Origin of the sequence: Pseudomonas sp. LAMO17WK12:I10 (assembly GCF_900215185.1) — a bacterium.
GTDB classification, from domain to species: domain Bacteria; phylum Pseudomonadota; class Gammaproteobacteria; order Pseudomonadales; family Pseudomonadaceae; genus Aquipseudomonas; species Aquipseudomonas chlororaphis.
Genome location: NZ_OBDX01000015.1, coordinates 132662 through 158272, shown reverse-complemented (window position 1 = coordinate 158272; position 25611 = coordinate 132662). Strand labels below are relative to the sequence as shown.

Annotated in this window: 28 protein-coding genes; 8 read left to right on the top strand and 20 right to left on the bottom strand. The window is 65.1% G+C overall.

From position 1 onward, the window contains the following. Nucleotides 1–43 precede the first annotated feature (43 nt). The gene (locus CRO75_RS17765; RefSeq protein ID WP_097137167.1) at nt 44–355 is read right to left on the bottom strand and encodes an AzlD domain-containing protein; all 312 of its coding nucleotides are present in this window, start codon (nt 353–355) and stop codon (nt 44–46) included. Beyond that, on the bottom strand, nt 355–1053 hold the full coding sequence (locus CRO75_RS17760; protein WP_097137143.1) for an AzlC family ABC transporter permease: 699 nt from the start codon (nt 1051–1053) through the stop codon (nt 355–357). The genes CRO75_RS17765 and CRO75_RS17760 overlap by 1 nt, the downstream gene beginning before the upstream one ends. A gap of 452 nt (nt 1054–1505) precedes the next feature. On the opposite strand from CRO75_RS17760, the gene CRO75_RS17755 reads away from it, so the two are divergent. The 3 genes from CRO75_RS17755 (at nt 1506) to CRO75_RS17745 (ending at nt 3304) form a co-directional block, all read left to right on the top strand. After that, the gene (locus CRO75_RS17755; protein ID WP_097137141.1) at nt 1506–2162 is read left to right on the top strand and encodes a ribonuclease T2; all 657 of its coding nucleotides are present in this window, start codon (nt 1506–1508) and stop codon (nt 2160–2162) included. An 84-nt stretch (nt 2163–2246) separates the two neighbouring features. Further along, a complete protein-coding gene (locus CRO75_RS17750) occupies nt 2247–3161 on the top strand; it encodes a pyridoxal-phosphate dependent enzyme (RefSeq protein WP_097137139.1) in 915 nt (304 codons plus the stop codon). Beyond that, the gene (locus tag CRO75_RS17745; RefSeq protein WP_239990600.1) at nt 3158–3304 is read left to right on the top strand and encodes a hypothetical protein; all 147 of its coding nucleotides are present in this window, start codon (nt 3158–3160) and stop codon (nt 3302–3304) included. Before CRO75_RS17750 ends, CRO75_RS17745 begins: the two co-directional genes overlap by 4 nt. Before the next feature lie 200 nt (nt 3305–3504). Here CRO75_RS17745 and CRO75_RS17740 read toward each other — a convergent pair whose 3' ends face one another. From CRO75_RS17740 to CRO75_RS17670, 15 genes are all read right to left on the bottom strand, one after another. Beyond that, nucleotides 3505–4290, bottom strand: a complete 786-nt coding sequence (locus CRO75_RS17740; protein ID WP_097137137.1) for a hypothetical protein — start codon at nt 4288–4290, stop codon at nt 3505–3507. Nucleotides 4291–4377: 87 nt separating this feature from the next. Then, complete coding sequence (locus CRO75_RS17735) at nt 4378–4731, bottom strand: DUF2493 domain-containing protein (protein ID WP_009043567.1); 354 nt, start codon at nt 4729–4731, stop codon at nt 4378–4380. Continuing rightward, nucleotides 4719–6428 (bottom strand): Na/Pi cotransporter family protein, encoded by a 1710-nt coding sequence (locus CRO75_RS17730; protein WP_097137135.1) that lies wholly within the window; start codon nt 6426–6428, stop codon nt 4719–4721. Before CRO75_RS17730 ends, CRO75_RS17735 begins: the two co-directional genes overlap by 13 nt. Before the next feature lie 21 nt (nt 6429–6449). Next, nucleotides 6450–6665, bottom strand: coding sequence for a hypothetical protein (locus CRO75_RS17725; protein WP_009043569.1), 216 nt, complete (start codon nt 6663–6665; stop codon nt 6450–6452). Nucleotides 6666–6826: 161 nt separating this feature from the next. Beyond that, nucleotides 6827–9541, bottom strand: a complete 2715-nt coding sequence (mgtA, locus tag CRO75_RS17720) for a magnesium-translocating P-type ATPase (RefSeq protein ID WP_097137133.1) — start codon at nt 9539–9541, stop codon at nt 6827–6829. A gap of 289 nt (nt 9542–9830) precedes the next feature. Continuing rightward, nucleotides 9831–10115, bottom strand: coding sequence for a hypothetical protein (locus CRO75_RS17715; RefSeq protein WP_007920982.1), 285 nt, complete (start codon nt 10113–10115; stop codon nt 9831–9833). A gap of 429 nt (nt 10116–10544) precedes the next feature. Further along, nucleotides 10545–11702, bottom strand: coding sequence for a glutathionylspermidine synthase family protein (locus CRO75_RS17710; protein ID WP_097137132.1), 1158 nt, complete (start codon nt 11700–11702; stop codon nt 10545–10547). 11 nt (nt 11703–11713) lie between these two features. Beyond that, nucleotides 11714–12430, bottom strand: a complete 717-nt coding sequence (locus CRO75_RS17705; protein ID WP_097137130.1) for a DUF1190 domain-containing protein — start codon at nt 12428–12430, stop codon at nt 11714–11716. A gap of 20 nt (nt 12431–12450) precedes the next feature. After that, on the bottom strand, nt 12451–12879 hold the full coding sequence (locus tag CRO75_RS17700; protein ID WP_097137128.1) for a DUF350 domain-containing protein: 429 nt from the start codon (nt 12877–12879) through the stop codon (nt 12451–12453). Nucleotides 12880–12894: 15 nt separating this feature from the next. After that, complete coding sequence (locus CRO75_RS17695; RefSeq protein ID WP_097137126.1) at nt 12895–13545, bottom strand: DUF2491 family protein; 651 nt, start codon at nt 13543–13545, stop codon at nt 12895–12897. Beyond that, on the bottom strand, nt 13532–14566 hold the full coding sequence (locus CRO75_RS17690) for a potassium channel family protein (protein WP_092418607.1): 1035 nt from the start codon (nt 14564–14566) through the stop codon (nt 13532–13534). Before CRO75_RS17690 ends, CRO75_RS17695 begins: the two co-directional genes overlap by 14 nt. Before the next feature lie 69 nt (nt 14567–14635). After that, nucleotides 14636–15202, bottom strand: a complete 567-nt coding sequence (locus CRO75_RS17685; protein WP_097137124.1) for a rhomboid family intramembrane serine protease — start codon at nt 15200–15202, stop codon at nt 14636–14638. An 82-nt stretch (nt 15203–15284) separates the two neighbouring features. Then, complete coding sequence (locus tag CRO75_RS17680; protein ID WP_097137122.1) at nt 15285–15986, bottom strand: PspA/IM30 family protein; 702 nt, start codon at nt 15984–15986, stop codon at nt 15285–15287. A gap of 26 nt (nt 15987–16012) precedes the next feature. After that, entirely contained in the window at nt 16013–16594 is a 582-nt protein-coding gene (locus CRO75_RS17675) for a YjfI family protein (RefSeq protein WP_009043578.1), read from the bottom strand. 355 nt (nt 16595–16949) lie between these two features. Next, nucleotides 16950–17456: a GNAT family N-acetyltransferase gene (locus tag CRO75_RS17670; protein ID WP_097137120.1), complete on the bottom strand. Its 507-nt coding sequence runs from the start codon at nt 17454–17456 to the stop codon at nt 16950–16952. Nucleotides 17457–17669: 213 nt separating this feature from the next. Here CRO75_RS17670 and CRO75_RS17665 point away from each other — a divergent pair, with 213 nt between their 5' ends. Further along, nucleotides 17670–18257: a LysE family translocator gene (locus tag CRO75_RS17665; protein WP_062825686.1), complete on the top strand. Its 588-nt coding sequence runs from the start codon at nt 17670–17672 to the stop codon at nt 18255–18257. Nucleotides 18258–18354: 97 nt separating this feature from the next. On the opposite strand, the gene CRO75_RS17660 is transcribed toward CRO75_RS17665, so the two are convergent. After that, nucleotides 18355–19188: an AraC family transcriptional regulator gene (locus tag CRO75_RS17660; RefSeq protein WP_097137117.1), complete on the bottom strand. Its 834-nt coding sequence runs from the start codon at nt 19186–19188 to the stop codon at nt 18355–18357. Between the two features lie 39 nt (nt 19189–19227). Beyond that, entirely contained in the window at nt 19228–19731 is a 504-nt protein-coding gene (locus CRO75_RS17655; protein ID WP_009043582.1) for a VOC family protein, read from the bottom strand. A 259-nt stretch (nt 19732–19990) separates the two neighbouring features. On the opposite strand from CRO75_RS17655, the gene CRO75_RS17650 reads away from it, so the two are divergent. The 4 genes from CRO75_RS17650 to CRO75_RS17635 all read left to right on the top strand — a co-directional run bounded on the left by CRO75_RS17650 (nt 19991) and on the right by CRO75_RS17635 (nt 23897). Continuing rightward, nucleotides 19991–20446 (top strand): (2Fe-2S)-binding protein, encoded by a 456-nt coding sequence (locus CRO75_RS17650; RefSeq protein ID WP_009043583.1) that lies wholly within the window; start codon nt 19991–19993, stop codon nt 20444–20446. A gap of 23 nt (nt 20447–20469) precedes the next feature. Further along, nucleotides 20470–22617, top strand: a complete 2148-nt coding sequence (locus CRO75_RS17645) for a xanthine dehydrogenase family protein molybdopterin-binding subunit (RefSeq protein ID WP_097137115.1) — start codon at nt 20470–20472, stop codon at nt 22615–22617. A gap of 1 nt (nt 22618) precedes the next feature. After that, nucleotides 22619–23197, top strand: a complete 579-nt coding sequence (locus CRO75_RS17640) for a hypothetical protein (RefSeq protein ID WP_085531102.1) — start codon at nt 22619–22621, stop codon at nt 23195–23197. Between the two features lie 91 nt (nt 23198–23288). Continuing rightward, complete coding sequence (locus CRO75_RS17635; RefSeq protein WP_097137113.1) at nt 23289–23897, top strand: GGDEF domain-containing protein; 609 nt, start codon at nt 23289–23291, stop codon at nt 23895–23897. A gap of 106 nt (nt 23898–24003) precedes the next feature. Here CRO75_RS17635 and CRO75_RS17630 read toward each other — a convergent pair whose 3' ends face one another. After that, nucleotides 24004–25611: an ABC transporter ATP-binding protein gene (locus CRO75_RS17630; protein ID WP_062825692.1), complete on the bottom strand. Its 1608-nt coding sequence runs from the start codon at nt 25609–25611 to the stop codon at nt 24004–24006.

Below are 25611 nucleotides of genomic sequence, written 5' to 3'. Positions count from 1 at the left end.
GGTGGGGCAGGCACACCGCGTTCTTCAGAGCGCCAACCAGCCCCTACAACCACCAGCGCAGCAGGAAAAAGAACGCCATGCTCAGCAGCATGCTGACCAGGGTGTTGCGGGTGTAGATCACCAGCACGATGGCCACCAGCGAGCTGATCAGGTACGGGTTGTCGTAGGCCAGGTTCAGCTGCTGCTCGGGCATGAACACGATCGGCCCGCAGATCGCGGTGAGCATGCCCGGTACGGCAAAGCCGAGGAACTGCCGGGCGTTGCTGCTCAGGCGCACCGGCAGGCGCGGTTCGAGAAACACATAGCGGTTGAGAAACACCAGCAAGCCCATGCCGAAAATCACTGCCCAGACCATCATGTGCGCTCCCGGTAGAACTTGTTGCAGAGAAAACCCGCGGTCATGCCCAGCAGGCCCGACAGCACCAGGGCCGAGCCCCATTGCCAGTAGCTGAACAGCACCGAGCAGAACAGCGACACCGCCACGCAGACCACGGCCGGCACGTTGCGCACCAGCGGCGTGATCAGGGCGATAAAGGTGGCGGCGATGGAGAAGTCCAGGCCCAGGTGTTCGAGCCCGGGGATGGCGCGCCCGAGGACGATCCCGGCCAGGGTGAACAGGTTCCAGGCGATATAGAACGTCAGGCCCACGCCAAGGGCATACCAGCGGTCGAACTGCTGCTTGTCGTGCTGACTGGTCAGGGCGAACAGCTCATCGGTGAGCAGGAAGCCCAGGCCGACCCGCCAGCGCCCTGGTAGCGGCGAAATCACCGAACGCAGGCTCATGCCGTACAGCAGGTGCTGGGAGGTCAGCAGCAGGGTAGTGAGCAGGATCGAGAAGATCCCCGCGCCGCCCTTGAGCATGCCGATCGCCACCAGTTGCGCGGCGCCGGCGAAGACGATGCTCGACAAGCCCTGGCCTTGCAGGGGCGTGAGATTGGCCTCGATGGCCATGGAACCCGCCAGCAACCCCCAGGGCGCGGTGGCCAGGGACAGCGGCAGGATGGCAACGGCACCGCGCAGGAACGCGGTGCGGGGAAGAACAATGCTAGACATGACAGCCTGCAATCAAGGAACGGGAACCGACTGTGCCAGCCCGTGACGGAAATGGCTTGAACGATCTTGCGCACTTGGCGCCAACGATCGTTATTTATCGTTCACCCCGCAGATGCTTCGGTAGGAGCGGCCGGTCGACGCTCGATTGTCGGCGATTGGGGCAGCGCGGTGTGCCTGACACACCACTTCGCGAGCAAGCTTCGCTCCTACAGAAGCGAGTGTTCGCCACAAATCCCACATTCGCCTGGCCATTGCGTAGACGCTGCCCGCTGGCCATGGCGCCAACCCGATCTGTCTGCTAAAACGCTTCGCTAACATCGGCCAGCTTCCCCGCGGGGGAGGCGGCCTGTCATCTTCCTGCAACAGCCCCGTGCCAAGAAGGGTGTCTGGCCGCTACCGGCCAGGTCACTACGGGGCCGTTCACCCACTGCCCCATCCCAAGGAGAGGGTCTATGAGAAAACTGTTTGCAACCGCGGCGCTGGCCGCGCTGATGATCTGCACCGTCGGGGTCAGCCAGGCACGGGAGGCGCGACAGCAGCGCGACTCGGTCGCCGGGGTGTTCGACTACTACCTGCTGTCGCTGTCCTGGTCGCCGACCTTTTGCCTGACCCATCCGGAAAACGAGCAGTGCTCTGGCAAGGGCTACGGTTTTGTCCTGCATGGCCTGTGGCCGCAATACGCCAAGGGCGGCTGGCCGGAATCCTGCCCGCCCTTGACGCAGTTGAACGCCGAAGAGCGGGCCAAGGGCCTGACCCTGTTCCCCACCGCCAAGCTGCTGGAGCACGAATGGAGCAAGCACGGCACCTGCAGCGGCCTGGGCGCCATGGGCTACCTGGAGACCTCCGACCAGGCCCTGGGCAAGGTGAAGATTCCCGAGGTGCTGGAACCTTCGACCACCGTGCATTACTTCGAGGCCCGGGAGATCGAGCAGTTGTTCCGCCAGGCCAACCCGGGCATTCCGGAGAAGGGCGTCGCGGTGTTGTGCAGCGGCCCGGAACTCTCCGAAGTGCGGGTCTGCCTGGACAAGAACCTGGGGTTCGGCGCTTGTGGCAAGGGCGTGCGCACCCAGTGCCGCCAAGGCGATATCCGCATACCGCCGATTCGCTGACCGGCGAGCGGCTGGGGGAGGCGGCATAGGCAGGCCTGAGCGTCTAGGGTTGCAAGACGCCCGTCTTCATTCAAGGAGCCCATGATGCTGCATATCCGCACCCCCCTGATCCTGCATCCCGGGTTGTCCACGGCCACCCGGCGCATCTGGCTCAAGCTGGAAAACCTGCAGCCCGGCGGCTCGTTCAAGATGCGCGGCCTGGGCCTGCTCTGTACCCAGGCGGCGCAGCAGGGCAAGCGCCGCGTGGTCTGTCCGTCCGGCGGCAATGCCGGTCTGGCCACGGCGATGGCGGCGGCCAGCCTTGGCCTGCAAGCCTGCATCGTGGTGCCGCAGACCACCGCGCAAACCACTCGCGAACGCATCGCCCGGACCGGCGCCGAGGTGCTGGTGCATGGCCAGGTCTGGGACCAGGCCAACGAACGCGCGCTGCAACTGAGCAGCGCTGCCGACAGCGAATACGTGCCGGCCTTCGACCACCCGGTGCTGTGGCAAGGGCACAGCAGCATGGTCGATGAGATCCTCGAAGACTGTCCGCAGGTCGACACCATAGTGGCGTCGGTGGGCGGCGGAGGCTTGCTGGCCGGCATCCTCACCGGCCTGCTGCGCCACCAGCGCCAGGACTGCCGGATCATCGCCTGTGAAACCACCGGCAGCGCTTCCTTTGCCGCGGGGCTGGCGGCCGGGCACCCGGTCAAACTGGCGAAGATCGACACCGTCGCCAGTTCCCTCGGCGCGGCCCAGGTGGCGGCCTGGCCGTTGCAGCAGATCCAGGCTTTTGCCCATCAGTCGCTGGTGTTGTCGGATGCCGAGGCGATCCTCGGCGTGGTGCGTTATGCCGACGATCTGCGCCAGTTGGTGGAGCCGGCCTGCGGCGTCTCGCTGGCGGTGGCCTATCTCGATCACCCGGCCATCGCCGCGGCGCGGGACGTGGTGATCGTGGTGTGCGGCGGCGTCAGCATCAGCGCCCGCCAGGTGGCGGACTGGGGCGCATCGCTATGATGGCGACCTACATTTTTGGCGGGCGCTATGCCATGCGCACCTTCTCCGCGCGGGTGATGCTGTGGATCAACCGCAGCTGCGCCGGCATGCTCGCGGTGCTGGCGCTGGGCCTGAGCCTGTATCGGCGCAGCGATATCCGCTGAGTCTGCATTAGTCTGACCTGCCGGCGCGCTGCGCCTATCGCCAGCAAGCTGGCTCCTACAGGCTTTGCGGCGAGCGCGGACTCGCGGCAGGCGCCGATCCTGTAGGAGCGCAGCTTGCTCGCGAGGCGGTGTGTCAGGCACACCGCGTCGTCCCTATCGCCAGCAATCGAGCGTCGGCCGGCCGTTCCTGCAGAAGCCTCTTAGAACCTCAAGGTCGCGCCGCTGGTCAGCCAGCGGTCGCGGCCTTCGTTCAACTGGCCACCGAGCACCAGGTCGAGGTCCAGGTTCGCCCCCAGGTGCAGTCGTGGCCCGGCTTGCCAGGCCTGCTGGCCGCCGCGCTGGCCGTAACGCTCGGCGACCAGGGTCAGGCGTTCGCCCAGGTCGTATTCGAAGCCGCCGCCCCAGGTCCAGTGGTGGTTCTGCTGGCCGTCGTCATAGGCGTGGGCCCAGCCGGCGTTGAGGTTCAGGCGCAGGCTGTCCAGGGGCTGATAGGTCAGGGGCAGACCGATGTCGCCACCGTCGAACGAGTGGTTGCGGTTGAGGGCGAAATGCGCGGACGTCGCCAATGCCAGTTGCAGGCCCAGGTCTTCGCGGTTCCACAGTTGCGCCTTGAGTTGCGGGCTCAGCTGGGTTTCCCCGTGGCCATCCTCACGGTTGCGCTCGAGGGCGGCGCCCAGTTGCAGCCTGGGCAGGCCGGCGAAGGTGCAGGCCGGGGAGACCACCGCGCCATGGCTTGCGCCGTGGTGACGCAGGCTCTGATACCAGATATCCAGGTTGCATTCCCCCGGTGCGTTGATTGCGCCGTCGTCCACCACATAGGCGCCGCCCGCGGCGTTGGCCTTGGCGACCAGGGTCAGCAGGCCGATCAGGCTCAGGGTGATGGTGACGAACATCAGGTTGCGTCGCAGCATGCGCCGTTTCGCCGGGGGCAGGTCGCGCGTGAGGCTGGCGAAGCGGTTGTGGCGCGAAGGGCTGTATTTGGACATGTCGGTTCTCGCTAAGGCATGGGCGGCGGCCGCGCTGTGTGGGCCGCTGCGTAGTCGAGTGGGGAAGTAGTCGAGTGGGGAAAAGGGTCATTGCCAGTCGCTCACTGACAGGGTCTGGATGCCCGCGGCCCTGGCCAGGGCCACCAGCTCTTCGGTGTCGTCGCCGCCGGGCAGGGCGATGACCATGTCCGGCCGGCTGTCGCGCAACATGAAGGCGTTGCGCAGGCGTTCGGCGAGCTTGCCGTGCAGTTGCCAGTTGGCCGGGTAACGCACGATGTCGGCGCCGATTTCCCGGCCCCAGTCTTCTATTTGTGCGCCGAGAAACTGGCTGCCGCCGTGGATCAGCACCTGCACTTCATGCAGGCGCTGAAAGGCGTCGAGCACCCGCCGGCACAGCTGGACGTCGGCGCAGTGGCGCCCCGCGCAGATCAGGACACGCATCGTGCGGTCTCCTGCGCCGTCGGCTGGATGCTCAACGGGTTGTCCAGCAGCATTTCACCCAGTTCGGCGTTATCCAGGTCGCGCTCGCCGGCCCGCTCCAGCGCCGGATAGGCCAGGGCCGCGATGTGGTGGTGCACGCGCCGGTAATCGCGCAACACCCGCTGGAAAATGTCGCCGGACTCGGCCCAGGCCGTGCGGTCCTCGCGCAGGCTGCGAAAGTGCTCGCGGCTGGCGTCGGCTTCCAGCCGCCTGACCAGTTCCTTGCGGTTCAGCAGTTGGTGGGCGTTGGCCAGGTCTTCGCGCAGGAACACGGTGATCGCCAGGCTCAGGCTGTCGACCACGGCCTGGTGCAAGGGCTCGATGCAGTCCAGCTCGAACACCGAGAACTGCTCGCCGCGCCGCAGCCGGCGCGCCGCCAGTTGGGTCAGGCTGCTGGAGAGGATGTCGCCGGCGTGTTCCAGGTTGATCACGAACAGCAGGATTTCCTGGGCGCGGTCGGCGTCCTGGTCGCTGATGCCGTCCTGGCCGATATCCGCCAGGTAGGCGCGGATCGCGGCGCTGAGCAGGTCCAGCGACTGGTCGATGCGCCGCACCTCATCTGCACCGGCCGGGGTCGAGGCCTGGAACAGGCGCAGTACCCGGTCGAGCATCAGCGACAGCATGTCGGCCAGGCGCAGGGCTTCGCGGGCGGCGTTGGACAGGCCGATATTGGCCACCGCCAGGCCGGCTTCGTCCAGGTAGTGCGGCATGCCCGGGTCGACGTCGCGCGGCGGCTCCGGCAGCAGGCGGTTGAGCAAGGTTGCCATGGGCCCGGTCAGGCCGATGAACAACAGGGCCAGCACCAGGTTGAACAGGCTGTGCAGGTACACCACCTGCAGGCTGGCATCGACGGCGGCGACCGGCGCGCTCTGGGCGATCCAGGGCAGGCACGGCAGCAGTACGGCGGCGCCGCTGAGGCGCACCAGCAGATTGCCCAGGGGCAGGCGCCGGGCGACGCTGGAATCGGCGTTGAACAGCGATGGCAGGGCGCCGCCGATATTGATCCCCAGCACCAGGGCCATGGCGGTCACCGACGACAGCAGCCCGGTGGCGGCCAGGGACGCCACCAGCAGCACCACGGCGACGCTGGAGTGGCACAGCCAGGTCAGCAGCGCCGCCGCCAGCAGGGCGATCAGCAGGTCGCCGTCGAGGCCACGCATCAGCGCGGCGAACACCGGCGTGCCTTCCACTTCGCCCAGGGTGCTGCCGAGCATGCGCAGGGCCAGCAGCATCAGCCCCAGGCCGATCAGCGCGCAGCCGAGGCTTTCAAAGCGCGAGTCGTCGCGCAGGCGAAAGACGATAAAGCCCGCCAGCAGCACCAGCGGCGTGAGGATCGAGATATCGACGCTGAGCAGTTGCACCACCAGGGTCGAGCCGATATTGGCCCCGAGCATCACCGCCAGCGCGGGGGCCAGGCCCAGGGTGCCGGTGGCGGTAAAGGAGCTGGCCATCAGGCTCACCGCGGTGCTGCTTTGCAGGACCCCGGTGATGGCGATGCCGGACAGCAGGGCCATCCAGCGGTTGTTCAGGTGCTGCCCCAGCCACTGGCGCAGCTGGGTGCCGAAGCCGCGCAGCAGCGCCGAGGAAATCATCTGGGTGCCCCACAGCAGCAGGGCGATGGAGCCAGCGAGGTTGATCAGCAGAGTAGTTCCCGACATGAGGACTCTCCCTTGTGTGTTTCATGGCTTGGCGGATCGCAGCAGGCGGATGCAGCGGCGATGAAGGGCGCTGGCAAGGCCCAGCAGCAGGCGGATCTCGACCCCGCTCAGCAGGCCCCGGGCATATAGCCGCACACTGGCCTTGGTCAGCAGGGTGGCGATCCGTTCCAGGACGATTACCAGCAGCGCGCGCAAGGCGCGTTCGGCCGATGACAGCAGCTCGATGATCGGTTTCATGCTGGGTGCTCCACTTGGGCGGGGCCCGGTGTTTGCGATACCTGGATGGGCGGTGCCTGGGGTAGCGCCGTCTTGCGGCTATCGCGAGCAAGCTCGCTCCTACAAGGGGGGCTGTAGGAGCGAGCTTGCTCGCGATGGCAGCAAAGCGGACCGTCAGGTCCTCAGAACCATTGCTTGAAGCGACGGATATAGAGGGTCTTCATGGTCTGGGCGACGACGCAGTAGCACAGCAGGGTGCCGACCAGCCAAGGGAAGTATTCCCACGGCAGCGGTACCAGGCCGACCATTGCACCCAGCGGCGAGAACGGCACGTAGATGCCCAGGGCCATCACCAGGCCGGTCATCAGCATCACCGGCAACGCCGCGGTGCTCTGGATGAACGGGATCTTCTGGGTGCGCAGCATGTGCACCACCAGGGTCTGCGAGAGCAGGCCTTCGATGAACCAGCCAGACTGGAACAGGGCGGCCATTTCCACGCTGTTGGCGGCGAACACGAACCACATCAGGGCGAAGGTGGTGATGTCGAAGATCGACGAGGTCGGCCCGATCCACAGCATGAAGCGCCCGATGTTCTTGGCGTCCCACTTGCGCGGCTTGCGCAGGAACTCCTTGTCCATCTTGTCCCACGGCAGCGACAGCTGGGAGATGTCGTACATCAGGTTCTGCAGCAGCAGGTGGATCGCCAGCATCGGCAGGAACGGAATGAATGCACTGGCCACCAGCACCGAGAACACGTTGCCGAAGTTGGAACTGGCGGTCATGTTCAGGTACTTCATGATGTTGCCGAAGGTCTCGCGACCCTTGATCACGCCTTCTTCGAGGACCATCAGGCTCTTTTCCAGGAGGATGATGTCCGCCGATTCCTTGGCGATGTCGGTGCCGCTGTCCACCGAGATGCCGACATCGGCGTCGCGCAGCGCCGGGGCGTCGTTGATGCCGTCGCCGAGGAAGCCCACGGTATGCCCGTTGGCCTGCAGGGCCTTGAGCACCCGGGATTTCTGCAGTGGGGTGAGCTTGGCGAATACCGTGCGTTCTTCCACCAGGCGCGCGAGCACCGCATCGTCCATGTGCTCGATATCGCGCCCGAGCAGCGGCTGGCCGACTTCCAGGCCGACCTCGCGGCAGATCTTCGCGGTAACGATCGGGTTGTCGCCGGTCAGCACCTTCACCGTCACGCCGTTTTCGCGTAGCGCGGCGATGGCCGGGCCGGCGGTTTCCTTGGGCGGATCGAGGAAGGTCAGGAAGCCTTCGATGATCAGCTCGCGCTCGTCGCTGGCGTTGTATTGCTGGCGGGTCTGCCCCGGCGCCAGGTCGCGGGTGCCGACCAGCAGCACGCGGAAACCGTCGCGGTTGTATTCCTCGGCCAGCTCCAGCAGCGCCGCCCGGCGCCCGGCGTCGAGGGCCATGGTGACGCCGTCCTGGCGCACCCGGGTGGCGGTGTCGAGCATTTCCTCGACCGCGCCCTTGCACACCAGCAGATGATGGCCGCTGGCGTCGGCGAGGATCACCGAGAGGCGCCGGCGGACGAAATCGAACGGCAGTTCATCGACCTTGCTCCAGGCATCGGGCGCGCTGAACTTCGGGTTGTTTTCGGCGTAGCTCACCACTGCGCGGTCCATCAGGTTCTTCATGCCGCTCTGGTGGTAGCTGTTGAGCCAGGCCAGTTGCAGCACCTGGTCGCAGCGGCTGCCGCTGATATCGACGTGGTGCTCGAGGATGATCCGGTCCTGGGTCAGGGTGCCGGTCTTGTCGGTGCACAGCACGTCCATGGCGCCGAAGTTCTGGATCGCGTTGAGGCGCTTGACCACCACCTTGCGCTTGGCCATGGCCGCGGCGCCCTTGGCCAGGTTGGCGCTGACGATCATCGGCAGCATTTCCGGGGTCAGGCCGACGGCCACCGCCAGGGCGAACATAAAGGCTTCGGCCCAGTCACCCTTGGTGAAGCCGTTGATCAGCAGCACCACCGGCACCATCACCAGCATGAAGCGGATCAGCAGCCAGCTGACGCTGTTCACCCCGCGGTCGAAGGCGGTCTGGGTCCGCGAGCCGACGATGGAGCGCGCCAGGGAACCGAAGTAGGTGCGCGACCCGGTGGCCACCACCACCGCGGTGGCGGTGCCGCTGACCACGTTGGTGCCCATGAAGCAGATGTTCGGCAGGTCGAGCAGGTCCTGCTGGTCGGCCGCTGTGCGGTGGGCGGATTTCTCCTGCACCGCGCCCAGGGTGTCGTACTTCTCTACCGGCAGCGCCTCGCCGGTCAGCACCGCCTGGCTGATGAACAGGTCGCGAGATTCGATCAGGCGGATATCGGCGGGAATCATGTCGCCGGCCGACAGTTGCACGATGTCGCCGACTACCAGGTCGCGCATCGGCACTTCGCGCAGCGCGGCTTTCATGCCCATCTGCTCGCGGCGCAGCACGGTGGCGGTGGTCCGCACCATGGCCTTGAGCGCCTCGGCGGCCTTGGCCGAACGGTATTCCTGCCAGAAGCGCATCAGGCCGCTGACCAGGACCATGACCAGGACGATGATCACCCCGGTCAGGTCGGTTTCCTCGCCGGCTTGCAGGGGCAGCCAGAAGTCGGTGAAGAAGCTGATGGCGGTCAGCGTCATCAGCACATAGATGAACGGGTTGTTGAAGGCTTGCAGCAACTGCACCAGGGCATGCGGCGGCCGGTCGTGGGCCACTTCGTTGAAGCCGTCGCGCTGCAGGCGGCCTTCGGCGTCGAGTTCGGTCAGGCCGTTGGCGTTCGACTTGACGTTGTCCAGGGTCACGCCAAGGCTGTTCTGCGCTTCGCGGGCGGCGCGCATCGACAGTCGGGTGTCGTCGCGGGTGGGGTTTTGCGAGGAGGCGGTGCGGGTTTTTACCGTAGTCATTACGTGTGCTCCTGCCGCAGGCTTGCGGCACGACACACAGACCACTCACCTATTCAAAGACGAGCGAACGTATGTCGAGCCGCAAGTAAGCGATCGATTCAGGTAGTTGCGTTTTATTGGTTTTAACGTTCGCCGCCTATTCAATGAATATGAACAGGCGACGAACCTACTACTGGCTTCGTCCATAACAATGACCACCAACTTTTAGTTGTAAGCAGGCAATAGGAAGTTGCCGAATTCCTTATTAGGGAAAACGTTCAGGAAGGACTTGGAAGTGCCTTCGGTTGAACTAGAAGTGCGAGTCCCGGGACAAGCTCAGCAGCAGGCCGGCCTGCATGAGGAGGCCGGCCAGGCTCCGACTCTGAGGGTCCTGGCTGTCGTCGAAACTCCAGCGTTGCTGGAGCCGGCAGGTGACCGGGCAGACGCGCCAGTTGGCCCGCGGCCGGGTTTGCGAGGAGGGGGTGGAATACAGGGTGCCGACCCGGGAAACGGCCGCGCGCTCAGCGCAGGGCTTGACCCGCATGGTCGATGCAAAGGCGCGTACGCCGGGCATTACAGTGGATTTGAAGTTCATAACAGTTGCCTCGCGACCGGACTGGCTCCGGTGAAGGCAAGTTACGAAGGAGCGTCAAGCTCTAGCGCAGCTCACCCGACCGAAAAGTCGAGTCCCGTCATGTTCTGGGTTAAGTGCCCAGCCTTGCGCAAGCGCATCGACCAGACAGCGTCTAGATACTGTGTCCATTGGCTTCTTTTGTGAGTTGAAAAAAGGCCGGTTTGGCCGGCCCGCGCAATTTACTCAGGCCAACCTGTCAAGTCAAGATTAAATTGCCACGAATCATATGTTCGTTCAGCTTTAAGTAAGGTCTGTAGCGGAACTCAGATAAATGATGGGCAAGTTATATAAGGCAGTTCTGAATGACGGCCATAACAATGCTGGAGATAGTTATTGTGCTGTAGCCGTTGAGAAAGAGGCCGAGGCGCATTGCGCGCCCCGGCGGATATATCAGTCGAGGATCAGGTGCGGCAGGAACCGGCTGGAGTCCTTGGTGATCAGGCTGTCGTCTTCACGCACGCCGATGCCGGCGGCCTGGTCGCCGATGACCCAGGAGCCGATCAGGGTGTAGCTGTCGCCAAAGCGCGGCAGCGGGGCGAAGGACTGCAGGATGTAGGGCGCGTCGGTGTAGGGACCGTCTTCCTTGACCACCTCGTCCTGCGGGGTGCGCAACTCGATGTTGGCGCCTTCGCGGGAAAAGAACGGCTTGCGCACCCAGCCCTTGGGCACCTCGCGTTGCGGGTGTGGGTCCAGGTGGGTCTCCAGCAGGTTCGGGTGGCCCGGGTGGGCCTCCCAGAGCAGCGGCAGGATGCCCTTGTTGGAGAGGATGGATTTCCACGCCGGCTCGAAGAACTGCGTGTCGCTGGCGGCGATTGCCGCGCCGAAGGGCTCGTGGAAGATGAACTCCCAGGCGTGCAGCTTGAACAGGTGCGGGATCCAGCGGTCCTGCAGGTCGACGAAGCGACCTTCGGCGGTGAGGCCGATGTCTTCCACGTCGATGTGCCGCGACTCGATGCCGGCCTTTTCCGCGATCAGGCGCAGGTAGTCGGTGGTGGCGCGGTCCTCCACCGAATCCTTCATCGAGGCGAAATAGAATGGACGCTTGATCCCCAGCTGGGCGAAAGCCTGGTGCAGCCGGGTGTCGATGCTGTTGAACTGGTCGGCATGCCGCGGCAGCAGGCCGCGCTCGATGTTCTGCTCCAGCCAGCCCCATTGGAACGCCGCGGTTTCATAGAGGCTGGTGGGCGTGTCGTAGTTGAGTTCCAGCAGCTTGGCCGGGCCCTGGCCGTTATAGGAAAAGTCCAGGCGGCCGTAGAGATGCGGGTGACCCTCGAGCCATGAAGTGCGGATCATGTCGTAGAAGGCCGGCGGAATGCTCAGGCGATCGAGCAGGGCCTCGCTGCGCACCACCCGGTCCACCAGGTCCATGCACATCTCATGGATCTCGGTGGTCGGGTCTTCCAGGTCGTCTTCGATCTGCTTGAGGCTGAACTGGTAGTAGGCGCTTTCGTCCCAGTAGGCTTCGCCGTCGATGGTGTGGAACAGGAAGCCGAGTTTTTCCGCGGTCTGTCGCCAGTCCGGGCGTTCGTTGCAGGGGATCTTCTTCATGGCGCGCTTCCTTAGCTGCTCGAGCGTCCCGAACTCCAGCTCGAGGAGCTGGAGCCGCCCCAGCCGCTGCGGGCGCTGGCCTGGCTGCCGAAGCCGCCACGGGAGGTGGAGGAGGCCACGGACATCGGCCGGGTGGTGGTCCGGAAGCCGCTGCCCGACTGCGCCTGGCGTGACTTGGAGAAGGTCGAGCCGCTGGCGATGCGCTGGTTGAGCGTCGAGTTGGCGTAGCTGCCGCGGTCGTCGCGATAGCGGTAGACCGGCTCGGAGTAATAGTTGCGGTTGCCGCCGCTGAGCAGGTTGCCGATCAGCAGGCCGGTGAGCAGGCCGCTGTCATTGCTGCTGAACGACGAGCTGCGGCCAGCCTCGGGGCTGACCCCGGCTGCCGCCAGCTGTTCGCGGGTGAAGGCGCCCTGGGCGTTGATCTCAAAGCCGCCGAGCTTGGGCACGAACTTGCCGCTGGAGTCCACCTGGCACCAGTTTTCGACGAAGTCGGCATCGCAGTCGGCCTGGTTGTCGTAGACCGGCGCCTGGGCGCGGTGCTCCGCCATGGCCTTGATATAGGCATCGGAGCAGACGTCCACGGCGATCTTGCCGTCCACGCATTCCTGCACCGACTGGAAGTTGAATTTCTGCTGGACCGCGAGGGTCTCCGGCTCCGAGTTGCAGCCCGAGATCGCCAGGGCCACCGAGGCGGCCAGGGAGAGCTGAACGTATTGGCTTCGTTTCATCGAGGGCTCCGTGCGGTCGATCAGTTCTGCGAAGGGGTCATGCAGGCGGCGTTGAGCAGGCCGACGCTGATGGCCACGGCGGCGACATAGATACCAGCGGCGATTTCGCCGTTGCGGATGCGCTGCGACGTGCCCTTGAGCACCAGGCTGGTCATCAGGAACGCCAGCAGTTGCACCACGGCGGCGATCAGCGCCCAGACGGCGAAGTCCAGCAGGCTGATGGAGTAGGCGATGACGTTGCTCGCCGGGATGGCGAAACCGATGATGGCGCCGCCCAGGGCGATGGCGGCGGAGACGTTGCCCTCGCGGATCAGCTCGAACTCCTTGTGCGGCGTCAGGCGGGTGTAGACGAACTGGAACAGGGCGAACAGCACGGCCGCGCCGAGGATGTAGGTCAGGAAACCGACCACGGCGAATTTGTTCAGGGAAATGGAAAGGGCTTCAAGCATGGGTTCTGGTCCTTGTCAGAGGGTTTGCAGGTCGGTCATGTACAGGGAAATGCCCAGTGAGGTCACCAGGCTGACGCTGCCGTCGGCGTATTGCTCCACGGAAAACAGCAGGAACTCGCGGCGATTGGTCAGGCCGGTGTCGCGGGCATAGAGCATCGAGTGGCTTTCGAAGGCGAAGGTCTCGTCCGGCTTGGACACCTGCTCGCGCAGCGGCACCAGCTCGGTCTGTCCGGCTTCGGTGCCCCATTCGCGCAGGTACTCGACGCCATCGAGGCTGTAGGTGGGCTGGCCGATCAGGCTGTTCGGGCCGGCCAGGCGCCGCAGCTCGGCTTCGCTGTTGACGGCCTGGTTGCTCAGGTAGTTGAACAGGATGATCGATTTGACCTGGCCGTCGATGCCGCCGCTGGTGTGCACCTGCAGCCAGTAGTCCTCGTCGTCCAGGTAGTAGCGCGACAGCCATTCGGACTGGCCCAGGTCCACCAGGCCTTCGCTGTAGACCGCCTGGTCGCCGGGAATCGCCACGCGGCTGTTGTCGGCGAGCAGCAGCTTGAGGCTGGCATCGAAGCGGACGCCCGCGCCCATGCTCAGGCCCAGTGGCCCGGTGGCGAAACTCGAACCTGTGGTGGCCGGGGCCTGGAGCCCCAGAAAGCGTTTAAACCATCCCATTGTCGATGTCCTTGAGGCGGGTGGAAGCGATGTAGAAGAGTTCGCCGCCCTGGATCCGCGTATCGCTGTGCGGGTTGATCTGCGGGTGTTGCGCGCCGCGGGCGCGGTAGCCGATCAGGGTGGCGTTGTAGCGTTCCTTGAGGTGTACGTAGAGCTCGGCGAACCGGCCTTCGTAAGTCTCGGGCAGGCGCATGACGTATTGGGTGGCGCCCTGGCCGACGCATAGCAGTTCGTTGATCACCACCGAGGAGCCCGGGTCCTGGGAGGAGCGCACCAGCATTTCGATGGCCATGCTCGAGGTGCACTCCAGCTTGGGGGCGTAGGAGGCGGCCAGGGTGGCGATTTCGCTGTCGTTGAAGTGGGCGACCACATGGCCGCTGGGGCGCAGCTGGTTGATCGCCAGCACGCTGGCCAGGGTCAGGTCGTCGGAGCTGGTGCGCACCAGTACCCGTTCGGCGCCGGGCACCCCGGCGCGCAACAGCAGGGCCGCGGACGACAGGCTTTCGCCCTTGATGAAGGCGGCCTTGCCCTGCATCGGGTTCTCGTCGAGGCAGGCGTCGCAGATGACGATCAGGTTGTCGTTGGAGGTTTCGTCCTGCAGCAGCAATTCGATCACCCGCTCGCTGGACGCGCCTTCCCAGCCGACCAGCACGGTATGCCCGGTCTTGCCGGTGAAGTCGCCTTTGCCTTTCATGCCTTTTCTCCATACTTCGATAACGCTGCTGGTGGTCTTGCCGATGGCCGCGGTCAGCAGCGCGATGCCGCCGAGCATCACCCACACGGCGACGAACACCCGGCCAGCGGCGGATTGCGGCGACAGGTCGCCATAACCCACGGTCAGGGTGGTGGTGAAATAGAAATAGATGAAGGTCGCGGGCGCGGTGAGGTGCTGCTCGCCCAGGGCCACCAGGCCGAGATAGGAGGTCGCGGCATGCACGCCGAGCGCGATGGCCAGGCCCATCCAGCCGAAGCGCTGGAAGAAGGTGGCCGCGTATACCCGAAGCAAGATGAAAATCGACATCGAATCCCTGATTTCCTGATGAGCTGATCTATCCGTGATGCTGCGCGCCGTGCCCGGGCAAGGCATGGCTCATTGCCGCGCGGCATTAGACATCGGCTTGGCGCCGGATAAAAGCATTTTTGCTGCGATGAACCCCGCGAAGGCGCCAAAGATATGCCCTTCGAAGGACACCCCGGCCCGTGGCAGGAACCCCAGGACCAGGCCGGAATACAGGAACATCGTCACCGCGGCGGCCAGTAGGCTGCTCCAACTGCGCAACAGCCAGGCGCGGGTGAGGATGTAGGCCCACAGGCCGAAGACCCAGGCGCTGGCGCCGACGTGGATGCCCCTGAAGCCGAACAACCAGACCAGTGCGCCGCCGAGCAGGATGATGATCAGGCTGGCCACCACGAAGCGCCGCTGGCCTTCGGCGATCACCATGGCGCCGAGGATCAGGAAGGGCACCAGGTTGGCGGTCAGGTGGGTAAAGGAACCGTGGAGAAAGGGCGAGACGAGTATCCCCGGCAAACCCTGCAGGGTGCGCGGGATCAGGCCGAAGAGATTCAGGCTGTAGCCGCTCAGGCTGTTGAGCACCTGCACGGCGATCATTACCAGGGCCAGGCCCGCCAGGGTCTTGAAACCATTTGCAACGGCCATCGAGGCCCTCCCAGAGGCCAGAAAAAGGGCATTGCTGATGTAGCCGCTGGGCAAGCCTGCGGCAGCGGCTACAAGAGGGGGCTTACTCGGCCGACTGCTGCTTTTTCAGGCGCTCGAGGATGGCGTTGGCGCTGCCCTGGTCCGGCACGATGTTGGCCTCGCGCAGGCGACGTTCCAGGTCATTGCCGTTGCTCGCATCGGCCAGTTGCTCCTGGGCTTCCATTTCCGCCGCGCGCTGGTCTTGCTTGGCTTGCAGGCGGTTCAGGGTGTTGACCGCGGTTTCCAGCTTGCCGTTGGCGCCGCCGCTGGCGATCGAGGCACTGACCTGGGCTTTCTGCACGCTCTCCCGGGCCTTGGCCATGTCCACTTGCTGGCGCAGGCTGCGGATGCGCGCTTCGGCCTTGCCGATGTCCTTGCGCATATTTTCGGCGTAGGCGCCGAATTCGCTGGCTTGCTTCTGCTCCGCTTCCAGGCCGGTGGTCAGGGTCGAGATGGCTTCGGCGACTTCCAGGGCCAGGTCTTCGCGGTTGGCCTGCAGCGAGGCGACGGCCTTGGATTCCAGGTCGGCGATCTTCGCGGTGAATTCGCTGACTCGCTCCGAAGACAGCTTGTGCTTGGCCATGATGGTGACCAGCTCGCGCTTGGCGTTGGACAGGGCGTTGTCGGCGTCACGGATTTCCTGGTCGAGGATGCGCAGGGCCTGCTGGTCGGCGATGCTTTCGCCGACTTCGTTGGCGCCGCCGCGCAGGGCGGTGAACAGTTTGTTCCAGATGGACTGAGTCATGTAGGTGTACTCCGGATTCTCGGCAATCAGTTGAAGAAGCTTTCGAAGGCTTCGGTGGCGCGTTGGACGTTGTCCACCAGGGTCTTGACCTCGGTCACCACGTTGGTCAGGTTCGAGCTGGCGCTCAGGGCGCCGAACATGTTGTAGACGGTCTGGCCGTTGGGCATGGACTCGATGCCGATCGAGGACAGGGGGAACATCTCCCGGCTGCGCAGCACCGCGTCATTGAAGCGGGCGACGTCGTTGATCGACTCCAGGTCCACCAGCACGGTGTCGACGATGATCTGCTCGCCGACCACCGCGATGTAGATCGGCAGGCCGCCGAAGTCGTGCATTTCCAGCTTGATGCTTGGCTCGGCGCCTTGAATCAGGCTCAGGCCGATTTCGTTCGAGGTCACTTCGTCCAGGGCCTGCAAGGCGCCGAAGAGGCGGTCGATGGTCCAGTTCTCACCTGCGATCATGTCATTCTCCAATACCGGTGCGCCGCCGATCAGGGGTTGGCGCAGCTTCTTCTCAATGTGCTTGAGCACGCTCCGGTTTTCCGGAAGTACCCAGGTTTCGTGTTTCACATAACCAGCGGCACTCAGGCCCGCGCGCATCTGCTTCATGTAGAAGCTCGACGGCTTCTTGGTGGAAGCCTTGCTAGGGGCCTTGTTGCTGGAGGCCTTACTGCTGGAAGCTTTCGAGCGCTCTCCTTGTCGACTCTCTGAGGAAGCCGGTAGGTCAGCAGGCTGCCTGGCCGGGAGGGGCTTTTTCATGGGGTGACTCCGTTGTGCACGTATCACGCGTGAGAACATTACAGGGGATTTTGTTACGACTCAATGACTCACGCGTGATATTTTTTCGTTCGGCTAAACAACGGTCGCAAGGCTCTGGAGCGGCATTCTGCGTCAATCAGCCGACTGCCGTGGCTCAGGGGGCATGCCGGTGCCTGGGCGCTGGGCGAGGCTTTTCGGGCCTCGATCACTGTCCGGGCGATGTCGGGATGTGAAATTTATACAGGGTGCAGGGGTAGCCGTCTGCCGTGATCGGATGACAGCTGTAGGCGTCACCGACGAGCGCGGGAATGACCCGGGCCCAGAAGTCCCGGGCCGGCCGGTTGTCATCGATATGGAAGATCTGCCAGTGCCCGGGCAGTAGCTCCAGCAGTCGCGTCACCACCTGCCGACCGATGCCGCGACCGCGAAAGCGCCGGACCACGAAGAAGTAGGCGAGGTTGTACTGCGCCTCGGCGAAGTGCACCTGCTCGTCGACGATGGCAAAGCCCGCCAGCTCGCCGTCGACCCGCAGCAGCCAGGGGCGGGTGCCGGGCTGGCGCCAGGATTCGGCCTGCGGCTGGATGGCGTACAGACCGTGGCGACCGAGATTGATCGGCAGCCACTCGCTGAGTTCGTACAGGTAGAACTGCATCAGGTTTTCCAGGCATTCCAGCTCGTCGCGCTGGGCCGGGTGCAGTTCGATCTGGCTCATGGTTCCAGGCTCCGGGCAGGTTCGTCGGGCGACGCAGCCTGGGCCGCGAACGGGCATGGGGCGCCAAGGCTGTAGCGCGGGCGGGCGTTGAGGGTGAGCGTGTCGGGCATGGGATTCGTCCGTGAGCCAGGGGTATTTTTCTTCAATACAGGGGTCAGCCTGCGCACCTACCTTGGCCACCGGACTCTCCGATTGATCCTTTGAAGGTGTGTGATGAGCGTAGTGTTTTCCATGGCGGCCTTCGCGCTAGCCTCTTCGATTACCCCCGGCCCGGTCAATATCGTGGCCCTGAGTTCCGGCGCGCAGTTCGGCTTTCGCGCCAGCCTGCGGCATGTCGGTGGCGCGACCCTGGGCTTTGTCCTGCTGCTGGTGCTGATCGGCCTGGGCCTGCATGAGCTGTTGCGGCTGTGGCCGTTCCTCACCCGCGGCATCCAGCTGTTCGGGGTGGCCTTCCTGCTGTTCATGGCCTGGAAGCTGGCGGTGGACGACGGCCGGCTGAGCAGCGATGGCCAGGCCAAGGCGCCGTCGGCCTGGTACGGCGCGATCATGCAATGGCTCAACCCCAAGGCCTGGCTGGCCTGCGTCGCCGGCATGGGGGCCTTTGCCGCCAATGGCGAGGCGCTGCTGGTGTGGCAGTTCGCGCTGGTGTACTTCGTGATCTGCTACCTGTCGATTGCCTGCTGGGCCTACGCCGGGACGTTTTTGCGCCAGTACCTGAGCAACCCGAAGGGCATGCGCCTGTTCAACCGCAGCATGGCGGCGCTGCTGGCGGCGAGCGCGGTGTATCTGTTGTTGCCTTGAATCGGCGTTGGCTTTATCGCGAGCAAGCTCGCTCCTACAGAGATCGCGTCCTCTGTAGGAGCGAGCTTGCTCGCGATGAGGGCGTCAGGTCTGCCAATCACCCGCGATACTGCCCCGGCGTCGCCGCCAGGTGCTGCTTGAAGGCCCGCTGGAAGTGCGCCTGGTCGGCGAAGCCGGCTTCCAGGGCCACGTCGGCGATCGGCTCGCCGTCACGCAACCGGGACTGGGCGAACTGCACCCGCTGGTTGACCACGAAGGCGTGGGGCGTCATGCCGTAATGCTGCTTGAAGGCGCGGATCAGGTAGGACGGCGACAGTTCGGCGGCCTGGCAGATTTCCTCCAGCTTCAGCGAACGGGTGCAGTGTTGGCGAATGTAGTCGGCGGCCCGTTGCAGTTTCTGGTTGCGCTCGCGCGGCGGCCGGCTGGCCGGGTTCAGGCGCTGCTGCAGGTCGCTGAAAAACGCCACCGTGGCGCTGTGCTTGTGCAGCGTCTCGGCCTGTTCGTCCACCAGCACCTCATACAAACGGTTGAGCCCGGCATAGAGTTCGGGGTCATCACTGTGGGGCGTGGAAAAGGCGCGAAAGCCCAGGTCCTGGCTGAACCCCAGCTGATGCTGCAGGTCGGTCAGCCAGGACGTGTCGACATAGAGCATGAGATACGACCAGGGCTGGTCGTCGATGGGGTTGCAGGCGTGCACTTCGCCGGGGTTCATCAGCACCACGGTGCCGGCGCCGATACGAAATTGCGCCTGCTCGTGCAGGTAGGTGCTGTGCCCGGCGGTGATGGCGCCGATGGAAAAATGCTCGTGGGCATGCCGGGCGTAACAGACCTTGCGCCCGTCGGCGATCGAGCGGGCCTCGATAAAGGGCAGCGCCGCATCGCGCCAGAACTGCGGGGCGGTATCGGGGCTGTGGCTCAAGCTCGGCTTCATCAAAGGCATCCCATCGGCAAGCGTCGGCCACCGAGTGTATTAGCTCTCGCCGGCGAAGGCTCGTTCCAGCGCGGCGATATCGAGTTTTTTCATCTGCAGCAGGGCCTGCATCACCCGCTGCGACTTGGCCGTGTCGGGGTCGGTCATCCAGTGGTTCAGCGCGCAGGGCACGATCTGCCAGGACAGCCCGAACTTGTCCTTGAGCCAGCCGCACTGCTGGGCCTCGGGCGCGCCGCCGTAGGACAGGGCGTTCCAGAAATGATCGATTTCGCCCTGGTTCTGGCAGTTGACCTGCAGCGAGACCGCTTCGTTGAACTGGAACACCGGACCGCCGTTGAGGCCGGTGAAGGTCTGCCCGTCGAGCTCGAAGGACACGGTCATCACCGAGCCTTCGGGGCGGCCGTGGAACTCGAAGCCGGCCTTGCCGTAGTGGGTGAGGGCGGTGATGCGCGAGTGCTCGAAGACCGAACAGTAGAACTGGGCGGCGGCTTCGGCCTGGTGGTCGAACCACAGGCAGGGGGTGATGCGATGAATGTGCGACATGACGGTTCTCCTCGGCAGGTGATCCACGCTTGAGCAAGCGTAGTCAGCCGATAGTCGTCCGGGGTTGCCGTAGATCGACAACTCACCGCCCTTCATCCGGGGGCGACGGGTGCATGACCGGCGGTCGCAGAATCCGACCTGTTCGGCAAACTGCGCTTAGCTGTATGGAAAACCTCGCGGCGCGCGTAGGCCTTCGGCCACAGCGACACCGCTCCAGGATCCCGTGAATCCTGTCCCCCCTCGGCCTGAGGAGTTGCGCATGCTGACACTCAATATCAATGGCAAGGACCAGCAGCTTGAAGTGCCCGCGGACATGCCGCTGCTCTGGGTGCTGCGCGATGTGGCGCACCTGACCGGTACCAAGTTCGGCTGCGGTATGGCGCAATGCGGCGCCTGCACCGTGCATGTCGACGGCGCGCCGCTGCGTTCCTGCGTGACCCCGGCCGCGACAGTGGCCAACGGGCAGAAGATCCTCACCATCGAAGGCCTGTCGGCAGACGGCTCGCACCCGGTGCAGCGCGCCTGGGCCGAGCTGGACGTGGTGCAGTGCGGTTACTGCCAGTCCGGGCAGATCATGTCGGCCGCGGCCTTGTTGGCGAAGATCCCGTCGCCCACCGACAGCGATATCGACCAGGCGTTGTCCGGCAATATCTGCCGCTGCGGCACCTACCCAAGGATCCGCGCGGCGGTCAAGCGCGCCGCTGAAATCGGCTGAGTCGGCATTAAGAGGGGCAAGGCATGATCACTGCATCGCGTCGTGGGTTTCTCAAAGGGGGCGCGCTGCTCGGCGGCGGGCTGGTGGTGGCGTTCGTCATCCCGGGAGCCAATCGTTTTGCCCGGGCGGCGAGCGAAGAATTCGTGCCCAATGCGTTCTTGCGCATCGCTCCGGACGGCATGGTCACCGTGGTGCTCGGCCATTCGGAAATGGGCCAGGGCATCTGGACCGGGCTGTCGATGCTGATCGCCGAGGAGCTGGATGCCGACTGGTCGAAGATTCGCGTCGAGCACGCGCCGGCCGCCGCGGTGTATGGCTTGCCGGCGTTCGGCGGGATGCAGATCACCGGTGGCTCGACCTCGACCTGGATGGAGTTCGACCGCTATCGCCAGGCCGGCGCCGCGGCCCGGCAGATGCTGATCGAGGCGGCGGCCAAGCGTCTGCAGGTGGCGCCCTCGACCCTTCGCACCGAGCAGGGCTGGGTGGTGGCCGGCGACCAGCGCCTGAGCTACGGCGACCTGGCCAACGACGCCGGGCAACTGCCAGTGCCGGACCCGGCCTCGTTGAAACTGAAGGATGCCAAGGACTGGCGGCTGATCGGCAAGCCGACCCCGCGCCTGGATACCCCGGAGAAAATCACCGGCCGCGCGCAATTTGGCATGGACATGTATTTCGACGGCCTGCTGACCGCCGTGGTCCTGCGTTCGCCGGTGTTCGGTGGCACGCTCAAGTCGTTCGATCCCCAGGCGGCGCTGGCGGTGCCCGGGGTGATCAAGGTGCTCCAGGTGCCCACGGGCGTGGCGGTGGTCGCCGAGCATTACTGGGCGGCCAAGCAGGGGCGCGATGCGCTCAAGGCCGAATGGGACCTGGGGCCGAACGCCAACATGAGCAGCGAAAGCCTGATGCAGAGCTTTCGCAAACTGGCGCTGACCCCCGGGACCAAGGCCGCCGAGGCCGGCGATGCGGCCGGGAGCATGGCCAAGGCAACGCAGGTACTCAAGGCCGAATACAGCGTGCCGTACCTGGCCCATGCGCCGATGGAACCGCTCAACTGCACGGTGCGCATCGGCGCCGACAAGTGCGAGATCTGGACCGGCACCCAGTTCCAGACCCTGGACCAGATGGTCGCGTCGAAGATCACCGGGCTCAAGCCGGAACAGGTACAGATCCACACGCAATTTTTGGGTGGCGGTTTCGGCCGTCGGGCCAACCCTACCTCGGACTTCGTCAGCGAAGCGGTGGAGGTGGCCAAGGCCGCCGCCGCCCCGGTGAAAACCGTCTGGTCGCGGGAAGACGACGTGCGCGGCGGCTACTTCCGTTCGGCGTTCCTGCATCAGGCGCAGGTCGGCCTGGACGCCCAGGGCCTGCCGCTGGCCTGGCAGCATGTGCTGGTGGGGCAGTCGATCATGGCCGGCACCTCGTTCGAGGCCAGCTTCGTCAAGAACGGCATCGACAACACCTCGGTCGAGGGCCTGGCGGACGGGCCTTACCTGAAGGGCACGCCGAACCACCGGGTCGACCTGCATTCGCCGATGACCGGCATCACCGTGCTGTGGATGCGCTCCGTGGGTCATACCCACACCGCGTTCGTCGTCGAATCGTTGATCGACGAGATGGCCGCCGCGGTGGGCAAGGACCCGGTGGAATACCGCCGCACCCTGCTCAAGGATCACCCGCGGCATCTGGGCGTGCTCAACCTGGCGGTGGAGAAGGCCGGCTGGGGCAAGCCCATGCCCAATGGCCATGCCTTGGGCGTCGCGGTGCATGAGTCCTTCGGCAGCTACGTGGCGCAAGTGGCCGAGGTGTCCCTGGAGGCCGAGCGGATTCGCGTGCACCGGGTGGTCTGTGCGGTGGATTGCGGTATCGCGGTGAACCCGCAAAGCATCGTCGCGCAGATGGAGTCGGGCATCACCTTCGGCCTGGGCATGGCCCTGCACAGCCGCATTTCCTTCAAGGACGGCCGGGTGGTGCAGTCCAACTATCACGACTTCCAGGTGTTGCGCCTGAACGAGATGCCCGAGGTCGAGGTGCACATAGTCGCCAGCAGCGAGAAGCCCGGCGGTATCGGCGAGGCGGGCGTGCCGCCCACGACGCCGGCGGTGGCCAACGCGGTGTTCGCCCTGACCGGCCAGCGCCTGCGCGAGCTGCCGCTGCAACTGGCGGGGGTGTGAGATGAAACGCCACCTGCTCCTCGGCTCGCTGATCCTGATCGGCCTGGGCGGTTATGCCTCGGACCTGTTCGCCGCCGATGAACCGGCGCTGGCGGCATTCGCGACAGTGCAGAAGGTATTCCAGAGCCCGCGCTGCCAGAACTGCCACATTCCCGGGGATGCGCCCTTGCAGTTCGACGCCGGCACACCCCATGCCATGGCCGTGGTCCGTGGCCTGGACGGCAAGGGCGCGGCGGGGCTGCCGTGCGCCGCCTGCCATGGCGCAAGCAACCCGCCGGACAGCTACGGCCCGCACACGCCACCGGGGGCACCGCACTGGAGCCTGCCGCCGGCGGCGCACAAGATGGCCTGGATCGGCCTGCCGGCCGACCGCCTGTGCCAGATGATCAAGGACAAGGCCAGCAACGGCGATCGCGACTTTGCCGCGCTGATCAAGCATGTCAGCGAAGACAAGCTGGTGCTCTGGGGTTGGAATCCCGGTGGCAACCGGGCGCCGGTACCGGTGCCCCACGACGTGTTCGTCAGCCAGTTCAAGCGCTGGGCCGAGGCGGGCGGACCCTGTCCGGCGGTCGGAAGTTGACGCCAGGAGCCCCCAGCGAGGGCTGGTTGCGGGGCAGTCGCGGGCCCCGGCAACTAAGCTCTATAGGTGATACCCGCCAATGGAGTGTGCGATGTTTTCCCCAGACAAGCCTGTCCAGGCACCGGACCAGGTGCCAGCCCCGGAGGCGGACGACCCGTCCCGGCAACTGTTGCGCGATCAGAACCGCCGGGCCGAGCAGGAGCTGGCCGCGGTGCAGGTAGCCAACCTCGATAAACTGACCCTGCTGCCCAACCCCCACGGCTTTGCGGTGCTGGCCGGCGATGCGCTGCAGGCCTGCAAGGACCTGAACTGCCCGGCGACCTTGCTGCTGTTCGATCTTGACGATATCTACCGTATCGCCCGCACTTATGGGTCGGAAGAAGGCGAGGCGGCGCTCAAGACCTTCGCCGACGGCCTGCGCATCGCCTTTCGCGAAAGCGACGTGGTCGGGCATCTGGAGTTCCAGCGTTTCGCGGTGCTGCTGACCGGCTCGGAACGGATGGAAAAGCTGGCGATCATCGCCCGCCTGCAGGCCATCCTCGACGAGCGCACCACCACCCAGCAGTGCATTTACGACATCTGCTTCAGCATCGGCCAGATCGAGTTCGATCCGGCCCGGCCGGTCGATGTGGAAACCTTGCTGGCGGATGCCGACAAGTCCATGAGCAGGCCGGGCCTCGGGCCGCAGGTAAAGGGGTAGCCGCCGATCCACGGAGGTTTTTTCGTCAAACGGCTGTGTGGGCTGGACGGGGAGAAGGTCCAGCCGATAAAAAACCGCCCAAGGGCGGTTTTTTATCCTGTGCTGGTCACTCGGCGGTGGGCACCAGGAACGCGGCTTCCAGCAACTGCCGGGTGTAGGGATGCTGCGGCGCGGCGAAGATGTGCTGTGCGTCGCCTTGCTCCACCACCTGGCCATGCTTGACCACCATCAACTGGTGGCTCAGGGCCTTGACCACCGCCAGGTCGTGGCTGATGAACAGGTAAGTCAGGTTGTACTTGGCCTGCAGCTTGCGCAGCAGTTCCACCACCTGGCGCTGCACGGTGCGGTCGAGGGCCGAGGTCGGCTCGTCCAGCAGGATCAGCGCCGGCTTGAGCACCAGGGCGCGGGCGATGGCGATGCGCTGGCGCTGGCCGCCGGAGAACTCGTGGGGGTAGCGGTGCCGGGTTTCCGGATCGAGCCCCACTTCCTTGAGCGCTTCGATGATCGCCTGTTCCTGCTCGGCGGCGCTGCCGATCTTGTGGATGCGCAGGCCTTCGCCGACGATCTGGCTCACGCACATGCGCGGGCTGAGGCTGCCGAAGGGGTCCTGGAACACCACCTGCATCTCCCGGCGCAACGGCCGCACCTGCTGCTGCGACAGGCCGTCCAGTTGCTGGCCTTCGAAGCGGATGGCGCCCTTGCTGCCGATCAGGCGCAGGATTGCCAGGCCCAGGGTGGATTTGCCCGAGCCGCTTTCGCCGACGATGCCCAGGGTCTGGCCCTGGGGCAGGCTGAAGTTGATGCCGTCCACCGCCTTCACATGGTCGACGGTGTGGCGCAGCAGGCCTTTCTTGATCGGGAACCAGACCTTCAGGTCCTCGACCTGCAACAGCGGCGGGCCGACCACATTGCTCGCCGGCTTGCCGCTGGGCTCGGCCGCCAGCAGTTCGCGGGTGTAGGGATGCTGTGGCGCGCGGAACAGTTCTTCGCAGGATGCCTGTTCGACGATGCAGCCGCGCTGCATCACGCAGACGCGGTGGGCGATGCGCCGGACCAGGTTGAGGTCGTGGCTGATCAGCAGCAAGGCCATGCCCAGGCGCGCTTGCAGCTCCTTGAGCAGTTCGAGGATTTTCAGTTGCACGGTGACGTCGAGGGCGGTGGTCGGCTCGTCGGCGATCAGCAGTTCCGGTTCGTTGGCCAGGGCCATGGCGATCATCACCCGTTGCCGCTGGCCGCCGGACAGCTCGTGGGGCAGGGCCTTGAGGCGCTTGTGCGGCTCGGGGATGCCCACCAGTTCCAGCAGCTCCAGGGTGCGCCGGGTGGCGACCTTGCCGATCAGGCCCTTGTGCAGGCCCAGCACCTCGTTGATCTGCTTCTCGATGCTGTGCAGCGGGTTGAGCGAGGTCATCGGCTCCTGGAAGATCATGGCGATGCGGTTGCCGCGAATATGGCGGATGGTTTTTTCTTTCTGGGTCAGCAGGTCCTGGCCGGCGTACTGGATGGTCCCGGACGGATGGCGGGCCAGCGGGTAGGGCAAGAGGCGCAGGATCGAGTGCGCGGTCACCGATTTTCCAGAGCCGCTTTCGCCCACCAGGGCCAGGGTTTCGCCGCGCTTGATGTCGAAGCTGATGCCCTCGACCACCCGTTGCGTGTGCTCGCCGACGCCAAATTCGACGGCGAGGTCGCGGACTTCGATCAGATTGTCCTGATTCAT

What these genes read in the sequence shown, in the direction of transcription:
- CRO75_RS17765 (WP_097137167.1), bottom strand. Translation starts at nt 355, where the DNA reads ATGGTCTGGGCAGTGATTTTCGGCATGGGCTTGCTGGTGTTTCTCAAC.
- CRO75_RS17760 (WP_097137143.1), bottom strand. Translation starts at nt 1,053, where the DNA reads ATGTCTAGCATTGTTCTTCCCCGCACCGCGTTCCTGCGCGGTGCCGTT.
- CRO75_RS17755 (WP_097137141.1), top strand. Translation starts at nt 1,506, where the DNA reads ATGAGAAAACTGTTTGCAACCGCGGCGCTGGCCGCGCTGATGATCTGC.
- CRO75_RS17750 (WP_097137139.1), top strand. Translation starts at nt 2,247, where the DNA reads ATGCTGCATATCCGCACCCCCCTGATCCTGCATCCCGGGTTGTCCACG.
- CRO75_RS17745 (WP_239990600.1), top strand. Translation starts at nt 3,158, where the DNA reads ATGATGGCGACCTACATTTTTGGCGGGCGCTATGCCATGCGCACCTTC.
- CRO75_RS17740 (WP_097137137.1), bottom strand. Translation starts at nt 4,290, where the DNA reads ATGTCCAAATACAGCCCTTCGCGCCACAACCGCTTCGCCAGCCTCACG.
- CRO75_RS17735 (WP_009043567.1), bottom strand. Translation starts at nt 4,731, where the DNA reads ATGCGTGTCCTGATCTGCGCGGGGCGCCACTGCGCCGACGTCCAGCTG.
- CRO75_RS17730 (WP_097137135.1), bottom strand. Translation starts at nt 6,428, where the DNA reads ATGTCGGGAACTACTCTGCTGATCAACCTCGCTGGCTCCATCGCCCTG.
- CRO75_RS17725 (WP_009043569.1), bottom strand. Translation starts at nt 6,665, where the DNA reads ATGAAACCGATCATCGAGCTGCTGTCATCGGCCGAACGCGCCTTGCGC.
- mgtA (WP_097137133.1), bottom strand. Translation starts at nt 9,541, where the DNA reads ATGACTACGGTAAAAACCCGCACCGCCTCCTCGCAAAACCCCACCCGC.
- CRO75_RS17715 (WP_007920982.1), bottom strand. Translation starts at nt 10,115, where the DNA reads ATGAACTTCAAATCCACTGTAATGCCCGGCGTACGCGCCTTTGCATCG.
- CRO75_RS17710 (WP_097137132.1), bottom strand. Translation starts at nt 11,702, where the DNA reads ATGAAGAAGATCCCCTGCAACGAACGCCCGGACTGGCGACAGACCGCG.
- CRO75_RS17705 (WP_097137130.1), bottom strand. Translation starts at nt 12,430, where the DNA reads ATGAAACGAAGCCAATACGTTCAGCTCTCCCTGGCCGCCTCGGTGGCC.
- CRO75_RS17700 (WP_097137128.1), bottom strand. Translation starts at nt 12,879, where the DNA reads ATGCTTGAAGCCCTTTCCATTTCCCTGAACAAATTCGCCGTGGTCGGT.
- CRO75_RS17695 (WP_097137126.1), bottom strand. Translation starts at nt 13,545, where the DNA reads ATGGGATGGTTTAAACGCTTTCTGGGGCTCCAGGCCCCGGCCACCACA.
- CRO75_RS17690 (WP_092418607.1), bottom strand. Translation starts at nt 14,566, where the DNA reads ATGTCGATTTTCATCTTGCTTCGGGTATACGCGGCCACCTTCTTCCAG.
- CRO75_RS17685 (WP_097137124.1), bottom strand. Translation starts at nt 15,202, where the DNA reads ATGGCCGTTGCAAATGGTTTCAAGACCCTGGCGGGCCTGGCCCTGGTA.
- CRO75_RS17680 (WP_097137122.1), bottom strand. Translation starts at nt 15,986, where the DNA reads ATGACTCAGTCCATCTGGAACAAACTGTTCACCGCCCTGCGCGGCGGC.
- CRO75_RS17675 (WP_009043578.1), bottom strand. Translation starts at nt 16,594, where the DNA reads ATGAAGCAGATGCGCGCGGGCCTGAGTGCCGCTGGTTATGTGAAACAC.
- CRO75_RS17670 (WP_097137120.1), bottom strand. Translation starts at nt 17,456, where the DNA reads ATGAGCCAGATCGAACTGCACCCGGCCCAGCGCGACGAGCTGGAATGC.
- CRO75_RS17665 (WP_062825686.1), top strand. Translation starts at nt 17,670, where the DNA reads ATGAGCGTAGTGTTTTCCATGGCGGCCTTCGCGCTAGCCTCTTCGATT.
- CRO75_RS17660 (WP_097137117.1), bottom strand. Translation starts at nt 19,188, where the DNA reads ATGAAGCCGAGCTTGAGCCACAGCCCCGATACCGCCCCGCAGTTCTGG.
- CRO75_RS17655 (WP_009043582.1), bottom strand. Translation starts at nt 19,731, where the DNA reads ATGTCGCACATTCATCGCATCACCCCCTGCCTGTGGTTCGACCACCAG.
- CRO75_RS17650 (WP_009043583.1), top strand. Translation starts at nt 19,991, where the DNA reads ATGCTGACACTCAATATCAATGGCAAGGACCAGCAGCTTGAAGTGCCC.
- CRO75_RS17645 (WP_097137115.1), top strand. Translation starts at nt 20,470, where the DNA reads ATGATCACTGCATCGCGTCGTGGGTTTCTCAAAGGGGGCGCGCTGCTC.
- CRO75_RS17640 (WP_085531102.1), top strand. Translation starts at nt 22,619, where the DNA reads ATGAAACGCCACCTGCTCCTCGGCTCGCTGATCCTGATCGGCCTGGGC.
- CRO75_RS17635 (WP_097137113.1), top strand. Translation starts at nt 23,289, where the DNA reads ATGTTTTCCCCAGACAAGCCTGTCCAGGCACCGGACCAGGTGCCAGCC.
- CRO75_RS17630 (WP_062825692.1), bottom strand. Translation starts at nt 25,611, where the DNA reads ATGAATCAGGACAATCTGATCGAAGTCCGCGACCTCGCCGTCGAATTT.